Here is a 17,742-nt window from a genome sequence, read left to right as displayed (position 1 = left end):
CTGGCTTTGGGTAGGAGCCGATTTATCGGCGAATGGGTGCTCGCGCGACCATTGCCCGCTGCCGCGGGATCGCCGATGAATCGGCTCCTACAGAGAAAGCGGTTATCGCTCCAGCGCCTCGGGTGATTTGGGCACCATCGCCGTGAGCACATCCGGCGCGCCCTTGGTCACGGCGACATCGTCCTCGATGCGGATGCCGATGCCGCGCCAGCGCTCGTCGACCGTCTTGTCGTTCGGCGGGACATAGATGCCGGGCTCGACGGTGACGACCATGCCTTCCTCGAGTACGCGCGGCTCGCCGTCGATGCGGTAGTCGCCGACGTCGTGCACATCCAGACCGAGCCAGTGGCCGGTCTTGCTGGGGAAGTAGGTTTTGTAACTGCCTTCGGCGATGGCGCGATCGGCACCGCCTTTGAGGATGCCGACGGCACAGAGGCCCTCGGCGATCACCCGCACGGCGGCATCGTGCGCCGCACCGAACGACAGGCCAGGCCGTACAGCGTCGATGGCGGCGAGCTGGGCCTCGTGGACGATCTCGTAAAGCGCACGCTGGGCCGTCGTAAAGCGCCCGCCGATCGGAAACGTCCGCGTGATGTCCGAGGCATAGCAGTCGACTTCGGCACCGGCGTCGATCAGGAGCAGGTCGCCGTCTTTCAGGGTGGCCCGATTGGCCTGGTAATGCATGATGCAGGCGTTGGCGCCACCGGCGACCGTCGGCGGAAAGGCCGGTACGGCGCCCTGGCTGCGGATGCTGCGCAGGATCTCGCCTTCGATCTCGTATTCCGCCACGCCGGGACGCGCCAGCGTCATGGCGGCGATATGCGCAGCGCCGGCGACTTCGCCCGCACGTCGCATCAGGGCGAGTTCGTCGCGCGACTTGAACAGGCGCAGGTCGTGGAGCAGATGGCTGAGGGCGACCAGGTCCTTCGGCACGACGCCGCCACCGCGCGCCGTGCGCAGGCGGCGCATCCAGCTCAGCAGCCGTGCGTCGAAATCCGGCTCCTGCCCGAAATGACAATAGACGCGCGCCCTGCCCTCGATCATGCCGGGCAGGATGTCGTCGATATCGTCGATGGGGAAGGCGTCGTCGAGGCGAAGCTCGCGCGCGGCACGATCCGTGCCCATGCGCTCGCCATCCCAGCGCTCACGCTCGGCGTCACGTTCCCGGCAAAACAGGACGGTTTCGCCATGGGCCCGGCCTGGCAACAAGGCCAGGACGGCCTCGGGCTCACCAAATCCGGTGAGGTAGTGAAAGTCGGAATCCTGCCGGTACGGCCACGGGGCGTCGGCGTTGCGCATGCGCTCGGGGGCCGCGGCGAGGATCAGGACGGCATCCTCGCCGGCCATGCGCATCAGCTCCCGGCGGCGCCGGGCGTACTCGGCGGCCGAAATCAATGCAGGGTGTCGCTGGCCGGTCGTGGTATGCGGCTGAATTCGGCGTGCAGCAGCAGCGCGCCGGTCCGGACGTACTCCTCGATCTCGGTCAGGTTTTCGTCGTTGACGTCGTCGTCCTTATCGAACTCGAACTCGGTCGTGGCGATGCCGGCCATGTCGGTAAGCAGTTCGCGCGCCTCGTCACTCATGTTCTTGTTGGCGCCCGGCGAACCGCCCAGGCCGAATCCACCAAGGAAGCCCTCGGCCCACTCGCTCAGGCCCTCGGCACGCTCGTGGATCGGCGCGTCGTCGTCCGGCAGCCAGGGCGAAAAGGTCAGTTCCGGATCGGCCAGCCATTCTTCGGTCTGGTGACGCAACCGGGTGAGCATGTCCTGCTCGTCCTTCGTGGGCGGCTGGTCGGGCTCGAGCTCCAGTGYCTGCAGCACCGAACCATGGGGAAAGCTGCCGCCGGCGCTGATGTAACCCACCAGGGCGCCATGGAATTCGCTCACGGACATGGCCAGCTTGCAACGCCCGATGAGCTCGGCGATCTCTTCGGGATCGACGGTCTGATTGGCCGACATGGGGGTACTCCTCGATAACTTTGCTACACAGTCTAATGCAGCCGCCTTCACGCCGTTCGTCTCGCCCCTGTCACCCCCTGCCGACAAGCGCGGACGTCCTGTTATAGTCCGCGCATGACGAACCCGGACGCCTTCAAGACCGAAGTGGAAGCCCTGAGCGCGACGCTCGACCGGCTCGTCGATACCGTTCGCCGTCTCCACGAGGAAAACCGCAGCCTGCGGCATAGCCAGGAGCAGTTGGCTAACGAGCGTGCGGGCCTCATGGCACGCAACGAACAGGCGCGCGGCCGCGTCGAAGCGATGATCCAGCGCCTGAAGGCGCTCGAGAACACAGGCTGATCCGTCACATGAATGCCACCGCCAGCGAACCGGTATCCCTGCGCCTCCTCGATCGCGAGTTCCATATCGCGTGCGCGCCGGAGGAGCGGGCCGGCCTGATCGCCGCCGCCCAGTTTCTCGACGGCAAGATGCGCGAGCTCAAGGCCAACGCCAAGGCGCCCGGCTTCGACCGGATTGCCGTCCTGACCGCCGTCAGCATCGCCCACGAGCTGCTTTCGCTCAGAAAGGAGCACGAGTCGCAGGAACAGGTGCTGACCGACGGATTGGCCTCTCTTCGCAAGAAGCTTGATGGTCTGCTCGACGCACCGGTAAAATAGCCGAAGGCGTTCCCTGCGGTGTTCGCCAGCGCACTTTACATTTGCCTTGTTCCTACATACGACCCCGGGTCGGCTTTTCGTGGCTGTTGTGCATGTCCGCCTTCGTGCGGAAAGCCTAAATGCTGCGTAGCTCTCCCACCTGATCCTTTGGATCAAGGTCGTTTGGTGCGCAGCGGCATCGCGGAGAACGCCTCTCCTTAATCAGCCGATCGGCCACCCGGCCGGTCAGCGCCCCTGTCGCGGCACCGGCTGGGGCGGCTCGACGGCAACCTTCGACCGTGCCGTTCAGCTGAGCGCCCCATGTCAAAGCTTCCCGAGAGACGCGAACTTCGAGCCGACCTCGTCCAGCGCCGACGCCAGCTGACGCCGGCCGAGCGCGTGGCTGCGGCCCGGGGCCTGCGCGATTCGCTGGAACAGTTGCCCGAATTCCTGACCGACAAGCACGTGGCGGGCTATTGGGCGACCGGTGGCGAGCTGCCGCTCAACCTGGCCATCGCGCCACTGGCCGAGCGCGGCCAGACCTTTTACCTGCCGATCGTGACCAAATCGGGTGGCAAGCGCCGCCTGACCTTCGCCCCGTGGGCGACGGGCGAGGACGTCGAATCCAACGACATGGGCATTCCGGAGCCCAAGGCCTCCGAGCACATCGTCGAGGCGAACAAGCTGGACCTCGTGCTGGTGCCCCTGCTGGGTTTCGACCGAAAGGGCAACCGCCTCGGTTTCGGCGGCGGCTACTACGACCGCAGCTTCGAGTTCCTGCATGGCCAGCAGCGCCCTGCCCAGCCCCTGCTGGTTGGCGTGGGTTACCACTTCCAGGAATTGGACGCGATCACGACGGCCGAGTGGGACATCTCGCTCGACTACATCGCGACCGACAAGGAACTGATCGACTGCACGGGTGGCGCCGCATGAACTACTGGCTCATGAAGTCCGAGCCGGATGCTTTTTCGATCGACGACCTCAAGCGCAAAGGCAGCGAACCCTGGGACGGCGTGCGCAACTACCAGGCGCGCAACTTCATGCGCGACGGCATGAAGGTCGGCGACAAGATTTTCTTCTACCACTCCAACACGGATGTCCCGGGCATCGTCGGCATTGCCACGGTCGCCTCCCCGGCGTATCCGGACGAGAGCCAGTTCAACAAGAAGTCCAAGTACTACGACGAGAAAGCCACCCGTGAGGAACCGCGCTGGGTGCTGATTGACGTGAAGTTCGAGCGCAAGCTCGCGCGGACGATTTCGCTCGAAGAACTGAAGCATCGCGACGAACTCGCCGACATGCCGCTGGTGCGCAAGGGCAACCGCCTGTCGGTCATGCCGGTCGCCAAGGGCGACTGGGATTTCATTCTCACGCTGGAAAAGCTATGAGCCAGGACAACGAGAAGCGCCTTGCCGCCGAGACCGCCGTGCATCGTTACGTCGAGAACGGCACGTTCAAGGGCGGCATCATCGGCGTGGGCACCGGTTCCACGGTGAACTTCTTCATCGATGCGCTTGCGCCCTTCCGCGACAAGATCAAGGCCGCGGTGTCCAGCTCGGAAGCCTCCAGCGATCGCCTGCGCAAGCTGGGCATCGACGTGCTCGACCTCAATGCCGCCGGCCGCCTCGACCTCTATGTCGACGGCGCCGACGAGTGCGACGCGCAGAAACGCCTGATCAAGGGCGGTGGCGCGGCACTCACACGCGAGAAGATTGTCGCCGCGGCATCCGACAAGTTCGTCTGCATCATCGATGCCAGCAAGCAGGTGGACGTGCTCGGCAAGTTCCCCCTGCCGATCGAAGTGATCCCGATGGCGCGCAGCCTCGTGGCCCGCGAGATCGTCGCCCTCGGCGGCCAGCCGGTGTGGCGCGACGGCGTGGTCACCGACAACGGCAACTGGATCCTCGATGTGCACAACTGGCRCATCGCGCAGCCGGTCGAGCTCGAGGCCACGCTCAACCAGATCGTCGGCGTCGTGACCGTCGGCCTCTTCGCCAGGCGCCCGGCCGACGTCGTCATCGTGGGCAATCGCGAGATCTGATCGGGGCCGGTGTACCCTCTCGCCCCATGACGCTCGAATCCATTCTCCTCCTCGTTCTCCTGGTGCTGGCCATCGCCGGCATCGGCCTCCTGCTCGTGCTTCTTTCCCGTGGAAAGCCGGACGACGGTAACGCCGGTCGCCTCGACGGACTTCGCGAAGATACCCGCCGCCTCGAGGGCGTGCTGCGCGACGAGCAACGTGCCGGTCGCGGCGAGCTCGGTGAAAGCTTCAGCCAGTTCCGTGGCCACGTGCAGGAGCAGATGCAGCAGGCCGCCGAACGGCAGCACGAGCGCATCGAAGGCTTCGGGCGCCGCCTCGACCAGCTGACCGAACGCACCGATATCGGCCTGCAGTCGTTGCGCCAGGGCCTGGCCGACGACTCGCGCAAGACTCGCGAAGAATCCGCCCTCACCCTCAAGCACTTCGGCGAACTGCTCGACCAACGCTTCACGGCCCTGACCACCGACAACGAGAAGCGCCTCGGCGAGGTCCGCGCCACGCTGGAAACCCGCCTGGCGGCGATCCAGCAGGACAACGCGGCCAAGCTCGAACAGATGCGTGCGACGGTGGATGAGAAGCTCCAATCCACCCTCGAAACCCGCCTGGGCCAGTCGTTCCAGCTCGTTTCCGAGCGTCTGGAAGCCGTCCAGCGTGGCCTCGGCGAGATGCAGGCCCTGGCCGCGGGCGTCGGCGACCTCAAGCGGGTACTGACCAATGTGAAGACCCGCGGGACCTTCGGCGAAGTCCAGCTTGGCGCCCTGCTCGAGCAGATCCTCGTCGCTGAGCAGTACGCCGCCAACGTGGCGACCGTGCCCGGCTCGGCCGAACGCGTCGAGTACGCGATCCGCCTCCCCGGTACCGAGGACGGCACCCCCGTCTGGCTGCCGATCGATGCCAAGTACCCGATCGAGGATTACCAGCGCCTGCTCGATTTCCAGGACGCCGCCGATGCCGAAGGCGTGCTCGTCGCCGGCAAGGCGCTCGAACTGCGCGTGCGTGAAGAGGCCAAGCGGATCCACAGCAAATACGTGGCCCCACCGCACACCACCGATTTCGCCATCCTCTTCCTGCCGACCGAAGGCCTCTACGCCGAGGTCATCCGCCGGCCCGGCCTGTCCGACCAGCTGCAGCGCGAGTACCGGGTGACGATCGCCGGCCCGACCACGCTCACCGCCCTGCTCAACAGCCTGCAGATGGGTTTTCGCACCCTGGCCATCGAGAAGCGTTCGTCCGAGGTCTGGCAGGTCCTGGGCGCGGTCAAGAACGAGTTCAGCAAGTTCGGCACAGTGCTGGAAAAGACCCGCAAGCAGCTGGATACGGTGCGCAACAGCATCGACAACGCCGGCACGCGTACCCGCGCCATTGAACGCAAGCTGCGCGGCGTCGAATCGCTCACGGGAGACCAGTCGCAGGCCCTGCTGGAGCTTCCGGCCGACCTGGAAGAGCCCGAGTCGCCCGAGGATTAAGGCTCTTTGCCCTTCGTAGGAGCCGATTCATCGGCGATGCTCCTCCTTCGGCTGGGTAGGAGCCGATCATCGGCGATGCTCCTCCTTCGGCTGGGTAGGAGCCGATTTATCGGCGATGCTCTTCCTTCGGCGGGGACCGAGGCTAGCAGCCTGGAGGAGCGCTGCTGCGCAGCGGGTTTATTGGCCATTCGCCGATGAATCGGCTCCTACATGTATCTATTGCCGATGAATCGGCTCCCGCATTTCCTAATACAATGGGCGTTTGAACCTTCGAAGGAATCCCCGATGAGCGACGACGCCACGTCCCGCCCGGTCACCCGCGAACAGGCCGAAGAGGCGGTGCGCACGCTGCTGCTGTGGTCGGGTGAGGATCCGACTCGCGAGGGCCTGCTGGACACGCCCAAGCGCGTGGTCAAGGCCTACTCGGACTGGTTCAAGGGCTACGACGAGGATCCCGCCGAGTACCTTCGCCGCACCTTCAAGGAAGTGGAAGGCTACGACGAGATGATCGTGCTGCGCGACATCGAGTTCGAAAGCCACTGCGAGCACCACATGGCACCGATCATCGGTCGCGCGCATGTCGGCTACGTGCCGACCGATCGCGTCGTCGGCATCAGCAAGCTGGCGCGCGTCGTGGACGGTTTCGCACGCCGCTTCCAGGTCCAGGAGAAGCTCACCGCGCAGATCGCGCACTGCATCGAAGATACCCTTCGCCCGCGCGGCGTCGGCGTCGTGATCGATGCCAGCCATGAGTGCATGACCACCCGTGGCGTGCACAAGCGTGGCGTCTCGATGGTGACCAGCCAGATGCTCGGCAGCTTCCGCGAAGATCCGCGCACACGTGGCGAGTTCCTTCGCTTCGTCGGCGTCGACCGTCGCTGACGTTGAGCGGACCGACCGACACCACCCTCCACGACGAACGCCTGCAGGATCTCTTCCGCGACGGCTTCGTCGCCGAGGACCTCCCCGCCGTCTTCCCGCTGTTGCGCGGACGCGGCTTGCTGCGCGCGTTCTCCGCGCTGTTCCACGGCAGCGAAGCCCAGGTGCTCTTGCGCCTCCTGGTGCTGCGCACGCTCGGCGCACGTTCGCACGCGTCGGAGTGGACGCCCCAGGAGATCCGTGACCACCTGGCCTTCGTCGACACGGTGAAGCTGGAAACCGTGGTCCAGCGACTGAAGGATCACGAACTCCTCGTCTACGATGGCGAAACGCAGCGTTATCGCGTCGGCCCGCTCGGTCGCAAGGCACTCGCCGCGCTGGCCGTGATGCTGGAGTTCGAGAACGACGATGACGACGGCCTCGGCTACCTCACCGCGCAGCTCGCCGCCGGCCAGGCGGTCGGGCGCGTGTCGGTGGATGAACTCGGCCATCTGCTGTCGCGCCTCAGCGAGCTGAAGGAAGACTTCGATCGCGCCGTTCTGTCCGGCTCCGAGCACCGCATCCGCCGCGCCGCCGAACGCCTGGATTCGGTCTGGACCTGGGTCGAGAAGGGCACCGAGGTCGTCGCCGGCATCACCGAGAAGGAAGAACTGGAGCCCGCCGCGCATCGACTCGCCCAGGCCGTCGGTCGCGCGCAAAGTGCTTTGCTGCGCCAGGCGGGCATCTTCCAGCGCGAACTGAACAAGATCGATCAGCATCGCGTCCACCTCGGACGGACCGGCCTGTCCTCCTCCGACCTCGTCGGCTGGCTGCGCGCGCTGGATGTCGATGCGCTCGCCGCCTTCGAGGACGGGCAGCTGCTGATGCCCTTGCCCGCACCCTTCATCCACGACCAGATCGCCCTCGACGTGGCGGAGTTCGAACTGCTCGAGCGCGAACGGCTCGCCGCCGAAAGCACCACGCTCCCCGGCGCGGAAGAACCGCCCGACACGGCCGACCTACCGATCGACGAGGAAGACCTGCGCTTCCTCGAGGACTGGCACACCGAACTGGCCGCCATCGTGGCGCCGCGCGAACTCGCCGATACCTTGATCGGCGACGACTACGCACTGTCTGCGTATCGCCTCTCCTTGCTCGGCTTGCTCGGCGACCCCGAATCGGCGGCCCTGGAGGGCGGTACGGCCGACCTGGCGCGGCTCCCCCTTTCGCTGGAAATCGAGCCGATCCTGATCGAGACCGACCTGCCCCAGATCGCGCTGGTGAGCGCCGGACGCCTGCGTCCGCGAACCGTCGCGAAGGACCCTACCGATGCATGATGAAACCGCCACCCTGGTCACCCGGCTGCTCGCCCAGCGCTGGTTGCCGCGCGACGACGTGCAGGCCCGCAAGGCCCTGCTGGATGAAGCGTTCCGCGAGGAACTCGACCGTCGGCTCGAGTCCGTCGGCCTTGAGCTTCGCGAGCATCCCTATGCCGCGTATATCGGCCTCGCCGTGGCACGGAAGAGCGAACGCGCCGTCTTCGGCGGCAGCGACAGCTGGATCTCGAACACCTTGCAGCTGGACCGCGATGGCGTCGCGCTGCTCGTCGTCATCTGGGCGCTGATCGTGCTGCCGAAGCGGCAGCGCCAAGTCGAACGCCAGGACGTCGAGGCCGCTGCCTCGCAGAGCCAGATGTTCGCCGAGCAGAAACCCATTCCGCGCGACCCGACCGTCTCGCCTGTCATCGCCGAGCGCACCCTGCTCGCCGACTTCGGCGAGAAGCTCGGCGGCAAGACGCGCGTCGGCTTCAACCTGGGCACGCTCAATCGACTCGGCTTCATTATCCGTCGCAAGGGCGAAGTCGCCGAGGGTCCGCTGCTCGACCTCGCCTTCGATTACGAGCGCACGGCGCGCCGCATCCTTGACGGAGCCCTCGGTGATCTCCTGGCCGAGGCGGCCTCGCGTCCGCCATCGGCGCCAGTGGACGACATCGACGACGAGGAACCCATGGACGAGATCGAGGAAAACGCCGATGTTTGATTTCCGCAGCCTCGAGGTCGTCCACTGGGATTACTGGCAGCGCTTCATCCTGCCGCTGGACACGAACATCGTCACCGTGGTCGGGCCAAATGGCTCGGGCAAGACGACGCTGCTCGACGCCTTGCGCACCCTGCTCACCATCGACTGCGCCGGCAACCGCGATTACAAGAGCTACCTCCGCCACAACGGCAAGCCCTTCGCCTGGTTGCGCGCCCGCGTGGGCAATACGCCCGGCCCGAGCGGTGAGCGCCCGTTCTTCCCGCTGATGGATCGCGAGGTCACCCTCGCCTGCCGCATCCAGAAAAAGGGTGGCGAGTGGACGCGGCAGTACGCCGTGATGGGCGGCGACGTCAGCGTGGAAGAGATCGAGGCACGCAACGAGTTCCTCGGCCTGCGCGAATATCGCGTGCGCCTGGAAGGCGCGGGGCTGTCGCAAGCAATACGTCGCGTGTTGACCCTGGAACAGGGCGCGACGGACAAGCTCTGCCAGATGCCGCCCAAGGCCCTGCTCGATTTGGTCTTCGATGTCTTCGGCGACAAGGCCGTGCTCGACGACTACCAGCGCGCCCGCAACGAGCAGAACGAAGCCGATCGCGAGCAGCACGGCCTCGAACACCAGCTCTCCCTGATCGGCGTGAGCCTGCAGGAAGCGGAGGCGCGCGCACGATCGTTCCAGGAATGGAATGCGCTGAAGACCGAGCGTGTCGACCTCGTCGCCGACATCCTGCCACGCACCGAACTCGCCGAACTCGGCGCAGGTATCCGTGGCGCCCGTCCCCCGCTCACCGGTGTGAAGCGCCGCGTCGGCGAACTCGAGACGCGGGATGGCGAGCTCACGCGCCAGCTCGGTGAATTCGATGCCGGCGGCGAGACATTGCGCAGCGAGCAGCACGAAGCCGACCTGGCCCGTCAGCAGACGCAGAAAAGCCTGGACGCCGCACGTGCCGAGCTCGCGCAGAACGACCTGCTCATCAAGCAGGAGTTGCGTCTGCGCGAGATGGTCGCGGCGCAGGGCGGTGCCGATCACGAGCGCCTCGCCGACGTGGCGCGAGACGCCCGCGCACGGGTCAACACGCTGCAAGGCGAAGAAACCCTCCTTCGCCAGCAGTTGGCCACGCTGACCAGCCAACTCGCCGCCTGGCGTAGCGGCCGTCGCTACACACCCGACTTCGAGGCCGACTTCCGCCGCGCGCTGGAAGCCGCCGGCGTTCGCCACAGCATGCTCAGCGAGATCGTCGAGATCGCCGAACCGCGCTGGCAACCCGCTGTCGAAGCCGTGCTGGCGGGTTACCGCCACGTCGTCCTGCTCGATGATCCGCGTGACCGCGAAAAGGCCTGGAAGCTCGGCGAGCAGCATCGCTACAAGCACTTCGTCGTCGCCGATCGCGCTCCCGCGGAAACCGCCACCCGCGGATCCCTCCTTGAAGTGGTCGAATTCTCGGCGGCCGCACCGGACTGGCTGCTGCGCAATCTCGACCGTATCCGTCGTGTCGAGGACATTGCCGATGGTTCGAAGTTCGGCCGCGAGCAGGACTGGATCACGCCGCAGGGTTACTTCCGCGAACGACGCGGCGGCCGTCATCTGGGCGTCGACGACATGTACTTCGGAGCGGCCGCCCGTGATCGTCAGCTGCGCGACGGCGAGACGAAGCTGCGTGACATCGAAGGCCGCCTTCGCGACATCGCCAGCGAGCGCAAGGATACGCTGGCTCGCGCGACCGACGCCGAGGGCGTGCTTCGTGGCGCCAGTGCCAGCAGCCAGCTTGCCGACCGTGCCGACGAGTTCAGCGAGGCCCACGAACAGCAGGCCCGGTTACGCGAGGACGTGCAACGCACCGCGGACAGCCACGTGGCCGCCGAGAATCACTATGAAGCCGTGCGCGAAAAGCGTTTGAAGACGTCGAACGCGCGCGACAATGCCGCGCGCGAGCAGCGTGTCGTACAGAACCAGCTCGCCGACGCCGTGCGCCAGCATCATCAGCTACGCAACGACCAGATCGACCGACTCAAAGACTTCCGTGCGAAGCGCGCCCATGTCGGCCTTGCCCTGCGCAGCCGCGCCGCGATGGCCGCACTGCGTGAGCGCTACGAGTCACCCTCGTCCGTCCGCCGCGAGATCGAGCGCATCGAACGTCGGCTCGAAGAGGGTCACTGGGAGCAGGACGCCAGCGTGGTCGCACTTCGCGAAAAGCTGTGGACCGACCATGACGGGCTCAAGCTCGATCTCGAAAAGCGCCGCATCCATCTGGAGCGCGCCTCGCGCATCACCCATGAGGCGCGTGGCGCGTACATTCAGGTGCTGCGCAACACCGTTCGCCGCTACGCCAAGAACCTCAAGGTGCTCGCCGAACTGGCGGGCATCGGTGTGGACGTCGATCTGCCCGAGCTGAGCAATGACGACCTCGCGCTCGCCTCCGCCGCCTTGAACGTCCGCTTCGAGTTCGACAAGAAGGGCTGGATCGGTATGGACGACGGCGAGGCCTCCGGCGGCCAGCAAGTGATGAAGTCACTGCTGTTGCTGGTGGCCCTGATGCGCGACGAGGATCGCCCCGGCGGCTTCGTCTTCATCGACGAGCCCTTCGCGCACCTGGACATCTTCAACATCGACAAGGTCGGCGCGTTCCTCAAGTCCACGCGCGCGCAGTACATCCTGACGACGCCGGCGACGCACAACGTGAACGTGTTCCAGCCGTCGGAGCTGACACTGGTGACGAGCAAGCGGCGACCGGGGGCGACCTGGGCTCAGCCGCTAGCGGTTTTACGTAGGCGGCCTGTGGCCGCTTGAGCAGATTCAGCGCCGGGCTTTGGGCGCGAAAGCTTGACCTGTTCGAAGCGTCCCTTGGTCTCGGCCGACCAAGGCACCAGGAAGATCGCGGGCGGCGTTACGGCCCCTGCCTGATCCACAATCTGTGGCCAACACTGTATGAGGCGGGCCGCCTTGTCGAAGTAAGGCTGACCTTGCCAGCCCTTGGCGAGTACGAAGATGGCCATGCTCAACCTCGCGATCGTATCTCGCTCGTTACGACGACGGTGGTGATGGTCATGTGTGATGTGGATACAAACTCCGAGCCTCGACGTTTCGAGCAAGAGCTCGACGTCGGGCGTCCCTCGCGGAACAAGAGTCGTCACGTGAGTGACCGAATGTCCATCGTCCTTGACGAGGCAATTCAATGCCTGAGCCAGCGTCGGAGGAAGATTTTCGTCGAGCTGGGCGTTCATGGAGCGAACAGCATCTCGAACTGCACTGCTTTCCTGACGCCGACGAGCGAGACTTCGAAGTAGCGGGCAACGCGCCTTTCGTCACCACCTTCCGCGGCGACGGCCGATGCAAGGGCTACGGTTRGCACACCGTAAATGCTCAGGATCGGCTTGCCAAAACTCCTGGCGGGATCCAGAACGACGACCTTGGATCGCTTGAGCGGATACCATCGCAAGGCTTCCCCCTTTGAATCCAGCTCGACGCCCTCGCGAATCGACGGCCCGACTACCTGCTGAATAACTGCACGGCGGCGCGCGAGATCAACGAGCGAACGATCGCCAACCTCATCCAGGACCCTGAGAAAAATCTCCTTTCCTTCAGTGCGAAATCGCGGAGAGGTGAATGGGTACGGCGTGGACAGTTGCTTTCGCGCAACCTCGAACATGCGTCGTACGACAGCAAGCGACACGCCCTCGGAGCGGAGCGCCCGAATAAAGCGAAGCTCAATAAGGTCTTTAAAGCCGATTCCATCCGCACCCGAGCCGGCGAGCTGCGAGTCCCACAGCCTTCCGTTCATCCACCGACGAAGTTGGGCGGATGGCGCGCCTATGTAGGTCGCAGCCTCGGCAAACGAGTAAAGGCCGATGCCGACCAACGGGAGCGATATACGTGTTTTTGTCATCCGCGAATTCTATCTGACGGGAATTCGCGCAATGCCAGAGCCGGTTACTTAAGGCGGCCGGCTGGCAGCCACGCTGCATGTGCGCCAACCGGAGACTAGAGTCAGTACAAGCCCGTCTCACCCGGAATCGGATTGTCCTCACCCGACCCGTCGAACGCATCACCACTGGCGTTGCTCGGGCGATAACGCGTCGGATCGTGCTCGTCGTATTCGTCCTGCGTCAGCGCCTTGCGGCGCGCGAGCAAATACGCCGTCGCGAGGGCGCCCAGACCGATGCTTACGCCGATGGCAATGCCTAGCCCCGTGCGGTTGCGAGCCGTTCGCCGACCGGACGAGGTCAGGGCTTTCGTGGTGCTGACCGCGTTACTCGCCAACGTGCCGGCACGCCCGGCGTAATCCCGCGCCAGGCCGCGCGCCAGGTCGTAGGCATCTCGCGGCGGATGGTCCTGGACGAGCTGCCGGGCGTGCGCGAGAAGTTCCTCGCTGATGGTCTTGCGGCGCAGAAAGGTCATGGGCGGTCTCCTCGAAATCAGGCGCCTAACGTGCCTTCCGCCATGTGACGAAGACGCAGCGATCCCGTTCTCGCGGGATAACGAAATCGCTGCCGCCGCGAAGCCTCACCCGAGGCTTTCGAGCCATTCGGTGTCGGAACCTTCCTCGACGCCTTCGAACAGGAAGGTAGACAGGTAGCGCTCGCCCGTATCGGGAAGCATGGCCAGGATGACGCTGTCCTTTGCGGCGCTTTCGGCGAAGGCCAGCGCCGCTGCCACCGTCGCGCCGGCAGAAACGCCGACGAACAGACCTTCTTCCTTGGCCAACCGACGTGCTGTATCGCGGGCGACCACCTCGTCCACCGGCAGATTGACGTCGAAGACCTTCCGGTTGAGCACCTCGGGCACGAAGTCGGGCGTCCAGCCCTGGATCTTGTGTGGCGACCAGGGCTTGTCCGCGAGCAGCGGCGCGGCCGTCGGTTCGGACACGACGATCTTTACCTCGGGACGGGCCAGCTTGAGCATCTCGCCCACACCCGTCAGCGTGCCACCGGTGCCCCAGCCCGTGACGAAGGCATCGAGACGGCGGCCGGCGAAGTCCTGCAGGATCTCCGCCGCGGTGGTGCTGCGGTGGTAGGCGGGATTGGCCGGGTTGGCGAACTGCCGCGGCAGGAACCAGCCGTGCTTGGCCGCCAGTTCCTCGGCACGGCGCACCATGCCGCTGCCGCGCTCGGCGGCCGGCGTGAGGATCACCCTGGCGCCATAAGCGCGCATCAGCTTGCGACGCTCGACGGAGAAGCTGTCGGCCATGGTCGCGACGAACTTGTAACCCTTCGCGGCGCACACCATGGCCAACGCCACACCGGTATTGCCCGAGGTGGCTTCGACGACCGTGTCACCCGGTTTCAGCAGGCCTTTCTGCTCGGCATCGAGAATGACTGCGATGGCCAGGCGGTCCTTGACCGAGCCGCCCGGATTGAACGACTCCACCTTGGCGTAAAGGGTGACGTGGGCGGGTGCCACGCGGTGAAGACGGACGATGGGCGTACGGCCGATCGTGTCGAGAATGCTGTCGTAGATCATCGTCGCGTTCCCTTGGCTGGAGGGTAAGAAGCCAAAGGTACTCCCAGCACGCACGGGGCGACAAACACCGGCCGATCCCGCAGACTGCCGCCCCATGAATCGACGTCCCCATGCCTTCGTGGTGCTCTTGTTGCTCGCCGGCGCTGCGCCGGCCCAGGATTACCCGCGCACCCCCGCCGAGTACCTGCAACGCATGGACGCCAACGGCGACGGTCGGATCGACGAGGCTGAATACGTCCGCTACATGAGCCAGGGGTTCCTGCGCATGGACGTCAACGGCGACGGCGTCATCGACGCGAACGACGGGCCGATGCGACCCGGCGCCCGGCCCATTCACCTCGACGAGTTCCAGCGAAACCTCATCCGCCAGTTCCACAAGCTGGACAAGAACAAGGATGGGACCCTCAACGCGAAGGAACTCTCGCAGCCGCCGATGTAAGGCGACGGCGAGAGGCGTCGGCTCAGGCTTTCAGCTTGCGGCCGAGGAAGTCGCGGATATGTCCGGCGATCTCGTTGGCATGCGTCTCCAGGGCGAAGTGACCCGTGTCGAGGAAGTGCACCTCGGCCTCCGGCAGGTCGCGCTTGTAGGCTTCGGCACCGGGCGGAATGAAGAACGGGTCGTGCTTGCCCCAGACGGCGAGCAGCGGCGGCTGATACTCGCGGAAGTACGCCTGGAACGCCGGGTAGCTGGCGACGTTGCTGCGGTAATCGAGCACGAGGTCGAGCTGAATCTCATCCGCCCCAGGGCGGCTCATGTATGCGATATCCAACGTGTAACCGTCCGGCGACAAGCGGGTCAGGTCCGTGCCGGTCCCGTACTGGATGTCACGGATGGTTTCCGGCGCAAGCGCGTCCCGGGTGGCCTCGCGATTCTCCTGGGTGGGCTCGCGCCAGTAACGCTGCCACGACTCCCATGCCGGACTGAAACCGTCGAGGTAGGCATTGCCATTCTGCGTAATGATCGCCGTGACCCGCTCGGGGTGGGCGAGTGCCAGGCGCAGGCCGGTCGGTGCGCCGTAGTCGAAGATATAGAGCGCGTACTTGGTCAGGCCGATCGCGTCGACAAAGCCGCCGATGACCTTGGCCAGGTTGTCGAAGGTGTAGTCGAAATCGCCTCGCTTCGGTGCCTTAGTCTGTCCATAGCCCGGCAGGTCCGGAGCAATCACGCGATAGCGGTCAGCCAGCAGCGGGATCAGGTCACGAAACATGTGGCCAGAGGTCGGGAAGCCGTGCAGGAGCAGGATCACCGGGGCATCGGCCGGGCCGGCCTCGCGGTAGAAGACATCGACGTTGCCAACGGGCTGGCTGCGGTACTGGACGATCGGAAGGGCGGGAGCGGGAGCGTTCATGGCGGGTCTCCGGGGGGAATGAAACTCGAGGGTGGATCTGCTAAAATAGATCCGACCGGTCGGTAGTTTATGTGGAGCATTCGATGAAAGCAAGCCTGGGTGCGATCGTGCGTGAGGCACGGGAGCTGTTTCGCCATCACGGCTACGACGGCGCCTCGATGCAGGACCTCGCCACAAGGGTCGGCTTGAAGAAGGCCAGCCTCTACACGCGGTTTCCCACCAAGGAAGCCCTGGTGCCCGAAGTGCTGACGCTCACCAACGACGAGTTGTTCGTCGATCTGCCGGCAGGCGATCCTCTCGCCGCCTATGCCGTGGTGCTAGAACGGATCGCCCGTGGCTTGTCCGAGCAGACCCGTTGCGTCGGGCTGCACCTGGCCTACGGCGCATCGGGGCCGGATACGCCCGAGGCGGCGGTGGCGGTCCATGGGTTCTTCACCGGCCAGCGCGAGCGGTTGGCGGCCTTGATCGCGCCATCGGTCGGCGAGACGCGGGCGCGTGAGTTGGCGGGGGATGCGATTGCGCGGCTGGAGGGGGCGACGGTGTGGACGGTCGTCGAGGGGGATGCGGCACCGATGGCGCGGGCGTTGCGGTTGTCGATGGAGGAATTGGCGAGCACCCTTCGCCGATAAATCGGCTCCCACAGATAAATCGGCTCCTACCGGGAGCGGTGTTCGCAAGAGTGTGCGGTCCTGTACGCTCTGCCCAGCTTTGGGGAGAGCGAATGAGCACAACCGAACTGTTCCTGATCGCGATGACGATCATTCTTGGCCTGCCTTACCTGATCTGGCGCGTGTTCCGTACCGACTACTGGGCGCCCCTGGTGGTGGTGCAGATCCTGACCGGCATCCTGCTCGGACCCGGGGTGCTGGGAAAAGTCTTTCCCGCGTATTACGCGACGGTGTTCGCACCCCCGGTCATCGCCGCCCTCAACGGCATCGCCTGGTGGGCGGTGATGGTGTTCGTCTGGATCGCCGGCATCGAGCTGGATCTGCGCGAGGTGTGGAAACAGCGGCGCGAGTGCGGTACCACGGCCGCCCTCGCCCTGGGTGCGCCTTTGCTCACCGGCTGCCTCGCCGCCGTCGGCATGCTGGCGTGGCGCGCGGGGTGGATGGGCGACGCGGCGAGCACCTGGCAATTCGTCCTCGGCATCGGCATGGCCTGCGCGGTGACGGCGCTGCCGATCCTGATCCTGCTGATGGAAAAAATGGGCATCCTGCGCGAGCCGCTGGGCCAGCGCGTGCTGCGTTACGCCAGCCTGGACGACCTTGCGATCTGGGCCGTGCTCGCGATCATCCTGCTCGACTGGCAGCGGGTAGGCCACCAGATCGCCTTTCTCGCCGTGTTCGGCGTGGCGGCGTGGCTGTTCCGCCGCCTCATGGCACGCGTCCCCGAAATGGACCGATATTTCCTCGGTCTCGTCTGGCTCGCCGCCTGCGGCTACGGGGCGGACTGGTGCGGACTGCACTTCATGGTCGGCGCCTTCCTCGCCGGTGCGGTCATGGAACGCGAGTGGTTCAACCTCGATCGCCTCGACGGGCTGCGGCACAACGTGCTTCTCGTGGTGATGCCGGTCTATTTCCTTTCCACCGGCCTGCGGACGAACTGGCAGATCGGTGGCACGGCCGTCTTCGTCGCCGCGGCGCTCCTGCTCGCGGCCTCGGTGGTCGGCAAGCTCGCCGGTGTCGGGGTCGCCGGCAGGCTTCTCGGCTGGAAGCGTGGCGATGCGTGGACGGTGGGCTGGCTGCTGCAGACCAAGGCGCTGATCATGATCATCTTCGTCAACGTGCTGCTCGACCGCCGCATCATCACCAGCGAAACCTTCACCGCCCTGCTGCTCATGGCGGTGGCGAGCACCATGCTCACGGTACCCATCGTGGCGCCCCGACTTAAACGCGCTAACCCCGGTGATTTCTCGTAGTATGGCGCCCGTATTCGGCAGT

20 protein-coding genes and 1 other RNA gene are annotated in these 17,742 nt (G+C 65.5%); 14 read left to right on the top strand and 7 right to left on the bottom strand.

Annotated elements, in window-relative coordinates; all coding sequences use genetic code 11:
• Positions 1 to 102: 102 nt before the first annotated feature.
• On the bottom strand, positions 103 to 1,395 hold the full coding sequence (locus AC1DYM_RS10755) for an aminopeptidase P N-terminal domain-containing protein (protein ID WP_477338116.1): 1,293 nt from the start codon (positions 1,393 to 1,395) through the stop codon (positions 103 to 105).
• Positions 1,392 to 1,958 carry a UPF0149 family protein gene (locus AC1DYM_RS10750; protein WP_477338114.1) on the bottom strand — a complete coding sequence of 189 codons (567 nt, stop codon included), beginning with the start codon at positions 1,956 to 1,958 and terminating at the stop codon, positions 1,392 to 1,394. Before AC1DYM_RS10750 ends, AC1DYM_RS10755 begins: the two co-directional genes overlap by 4 nt.
• Before the next feature lie 114 nt (positions 1,959 to 2,072).
• Between AC1DYM_RS10750 and AC1DYM_RS10745 the strand changes: the two genes are divergently transcribed.
• The 11 genes from AC1DYM_RS10745 to AC1DYM_RS10695 all read left to right on the top strand — a co-directional run bounded on the left by AC1DYM_RS10745 (position 2,073) and on the right by AC1DYM_RS10695 (position 11,783).
• Positions 2,073 to 2,297: a TIGR02449 family protein gene (locus tag AC1DYM_RS10745; RefSeq protein ID WP_046967973.1), complete on the top strand. Its 225-nt coding sequence runs from the start codon at positions 2,073 to 2,075 to the stop codon at positions 2,295 to 2,297.
• A gap of 8 nt (positions 2,298 to 2,305) precedes the next feature.
• A complete protein-coding gene (locus AC1DYM_RS10740) occupies positions 2,306 to 2,614 on the top strand; it encodes a cell division protein ZapA (protein ID WP_046967972.1) in 309 nt (102 codons plus the stop codon).
• Between the two features lie 7 nt (positions 2,615 to 2,621).
• Positions 2,622 to 2,805: non-coding RNA, 6S RNA (gene ssrS / locus AC1DYM_RS10735), on the top strand.
• A 109-nt stretch (positions 2,806 to 2,914) separates the two neighbouring features.
• The gene (locus AC1DYM_RS10730; RefSeq protein ID WP_477338111.1) at positions 2,915 to 3,526 is read left to right on the top strand and encodes a 5-formyltetrahydrofolate cyclo-ligase; all 612 of its coding nucleotides are present in this window, start codon (positions 2,915 to 2,917) and stop codon (positions 3,524 to 3,526) included.
• Positions 3,523 to 3,981 carry an EVE domain-containing protein gene (locus tag AC1DYM_RS10725; RefSeq protein WP_477338109.1) on the top strand — a complete coding sequence of 153 codons (459 nt, stop codon included), beginning with the start codon at positions 3,523 to 3,525 and terminating at the stop codon, positions 3,979 to 3,981. The genes AC1DYM_RS10730 and AC1DYM_RS10725 overlap by 4 nt, the downstream gene beginning before the upstream one ends.
• Positions 3,978 to 4,634: a ribose-5-phosphate isomerase RpiA gene (gene rpiA / locus AC1DYM_RS10720; RefSeq protein ID WP_477338107.1), complete on the top strand. Its 657-nt coding sequence runs from the start codon at positions 3,978 to 3,980 to the stop codon at positions 4,632 to 4,634. The genes AC1DYM_RS10725 and rpiA overlap by 4 nt, the downstream gene beginning before the upstream one ends.
• Before the next feature lie 26 nt (positions 4,635 to 4,660).
• The gene (locus AC1DYM_RS10715) at positions 4,661 to 6,100 is read left to right on the top strand and encodes a DNA recombination protein RmuC (RefSeq protein ID WP_477338105.1); all 1,440 of its coding nucleotides are present in this window, start codon (positions 4,661 to 4,663) and stop codon (positions 6,098 to 6,100) included.
• 285 nt (positions 6,101 to 6,385) lie between these two features.
• Positions 6,386 to 6,982 (top strand): GTP cyclohydrolase I FolE, encoded by a 597-nt coding sequence (gene folE / locus AC1DYM_RS10710; protein WP_046967967.1) that lies wholly within the window; start codon positions 6,386 to 6,388, stop codon positions 6,980 to 6,982.
• A 2-nt stretch (positions 6,983 to 6,984) separates the two neighbouring features.
• Complete coding sequence (locus AC1DYM_RS10705) at positions 6,985 to 8,295, top strand: hypothetical protein (RefSeq protein WP_477338103.1); 1,311 nt, start codon at positions 6,985 to 6,987, stop codon at positions 8,293 to 8,295.
• On the top strand, positions 8,288 to 8,998 hold the full coding sequence (locus AC1DYM_RS10700; RefSeq protein ID WP_477338101.1) for a hypothetical protein: 711 nt from the start codon (positions 8,288 to 8,290) through the stop codon (positions 8,996 to 8,998). The genes AC1DYM_RS10705 and AC1DYM_RS10700 overlap by 8 nt, the downstream gene beginning before the upstream one ends.
• Positions 8,991 to 11,783 carry an AAA family ATPase gene (locus tag AC1DYM_RS10695; RefSeq protein WP_477338099.1) on the top strand — a complete coding sequence of 931 codons (2,793 nt, stop codon included), beginning with the start codon at positions 8,991 to 8,993 and terminating at the stop codon, positions 11,781 to 11,783. The genes AC1DYM_RS10700 and AC1DYM_RS10695 overlap by 8 nt, the downstream gene beginning before the upstream one ends.
• On the opposite strand, the gene AC1DYM_RS10690 is transcribed toward AC1DYM_RS10695, so the two are convergent.
• From AC1DYM_RS10690 to cysK, 4 genes are all read right to left on the bottom strand, one after another.
• Entirely contained in the window at positions 11,741 to 12,217 is a 477-nt protein-coding gene (locus AC1DYM_RS10690) for a PIN-like domain-containing protein (RefSeq protein ID WP_477338097.1), read from the bottom strand. The genes AC1DYM_RS10695 and AC1DYM_RS10690 overlap by 43 nt on opposite strands.
• Positions 12,214 to 12,879: a MerR family transcriptional regulator gene (locus AC1DYM_RS10685; protein ID WP_477338095.1), complete on the bottom strand. Its 666-nt coding sequence runs from the start codon at positions 12,877 to 12,879 to the stop codon at positions 12,214 to 12,216. Before AC1DYM_RS10685 ends, AC1DYM_RS10690 begins: the two co-directional genes overlap by 4 nt.
• Before the next feature lie 101 nt (positions 12,880 to 12,980).
• Positions 12,981 to 13,391 (bottom strand): hypothetical protein, encoded by a 411-nt coding sequence (locus AC1DYM_RS10680; RefSeq protein ID WP_477338093.1) that lies wholly within the window; start codon positions 13,389 to 13,391, stop codon positions 12,981 to 12,983.
• 105 nt (positions 13,392 to 13,496) lie between these two features.
• Positions 13,497 to 14,453: a cysteine synthase A gene (gene cysK, locus AC1DYM_RS10675; protein ID WP_477338091.1), complete on the bottom strand. Its 957-nt coding sequence runs from the start codon at positions 14,451 to 14,453 to the stop codon at positions 13,497 to 13,499.
• 94 nt (positions 14,454 to 14,547) lie between these two features.
• Between cysK and AC1DYM_RS10670 the strand changes: the two genes are divergently transcribed.
• Positions 14,548 to 14,892 carry an EF-hand domain-containing protein gene (locus tag AC1DYM_RS10670; protein WP_477338089.1) on the top strand — a complete coding sequence of 115 codons (345 nt, stop codon included), beginning with the start codon at positions 14,548 to 14,550 and terminating at the stop codon, positions 14,890 to 14,892.
• 22 nt (positions 14,893 to 14,914) lie between these two features.
• On the opposite strand, the gene AC1DYM_RS10665 is transcribed toward AC1DYM_RS10670, so the two are convergent.
• On the bottom strand, positions 14,915 to 15,802 hold the full coding sequence (locus AC1DYM_RS10665) for an alpha/beta fold hydrolase (RefSeq protein ID WP_477338087.1): 888 nt from the start codon (positions 15,800 to 15,802) through the stop codon (positions 14,915 to 14,917).
• Positions 15,803 to 15,885: 83 nt separating this feature from the next.
• Here AC1DYM_RS10665 and AC1DYM_RS10660 point away from each other — a divergent pair, with 83 nt between their 5' ends.
• Complete coding sequence (locus tag AC1DYM_RS10660; protein WP_477338085.1) at positions 15,886 to 16,431, top strand: TetR/AcrR family transcriptional regulator; 546 nt, start codon at positions 15,886 to 15,888, stop codon at positions 16,429 to 16,431.
• Positions 16,432 to 16,523: 92 nt separating this feature from the next.
• Positions 16,524 to 17,720, top strand: a complete 1,197-nt coding sequence (locus tag AC1DYM_RS10655) for a cation:proton antiporter (protein ID WP_477338083.1) — start codon at positions 16,524 to 16,526, stop codon at positions 17,718 to 17,720.
• Positions 17,721 to 17,742: the final 22 nt, after the last annotated feature.

Source organism: Luteibacter sp. P1_D3 (genome assembly GCF_056406135.1).
The sequence above is the reverse complement of the archived record's forward strand: the minus strand, read 5'-3'. Positions and strand labels throughout refer to the sequence as shown.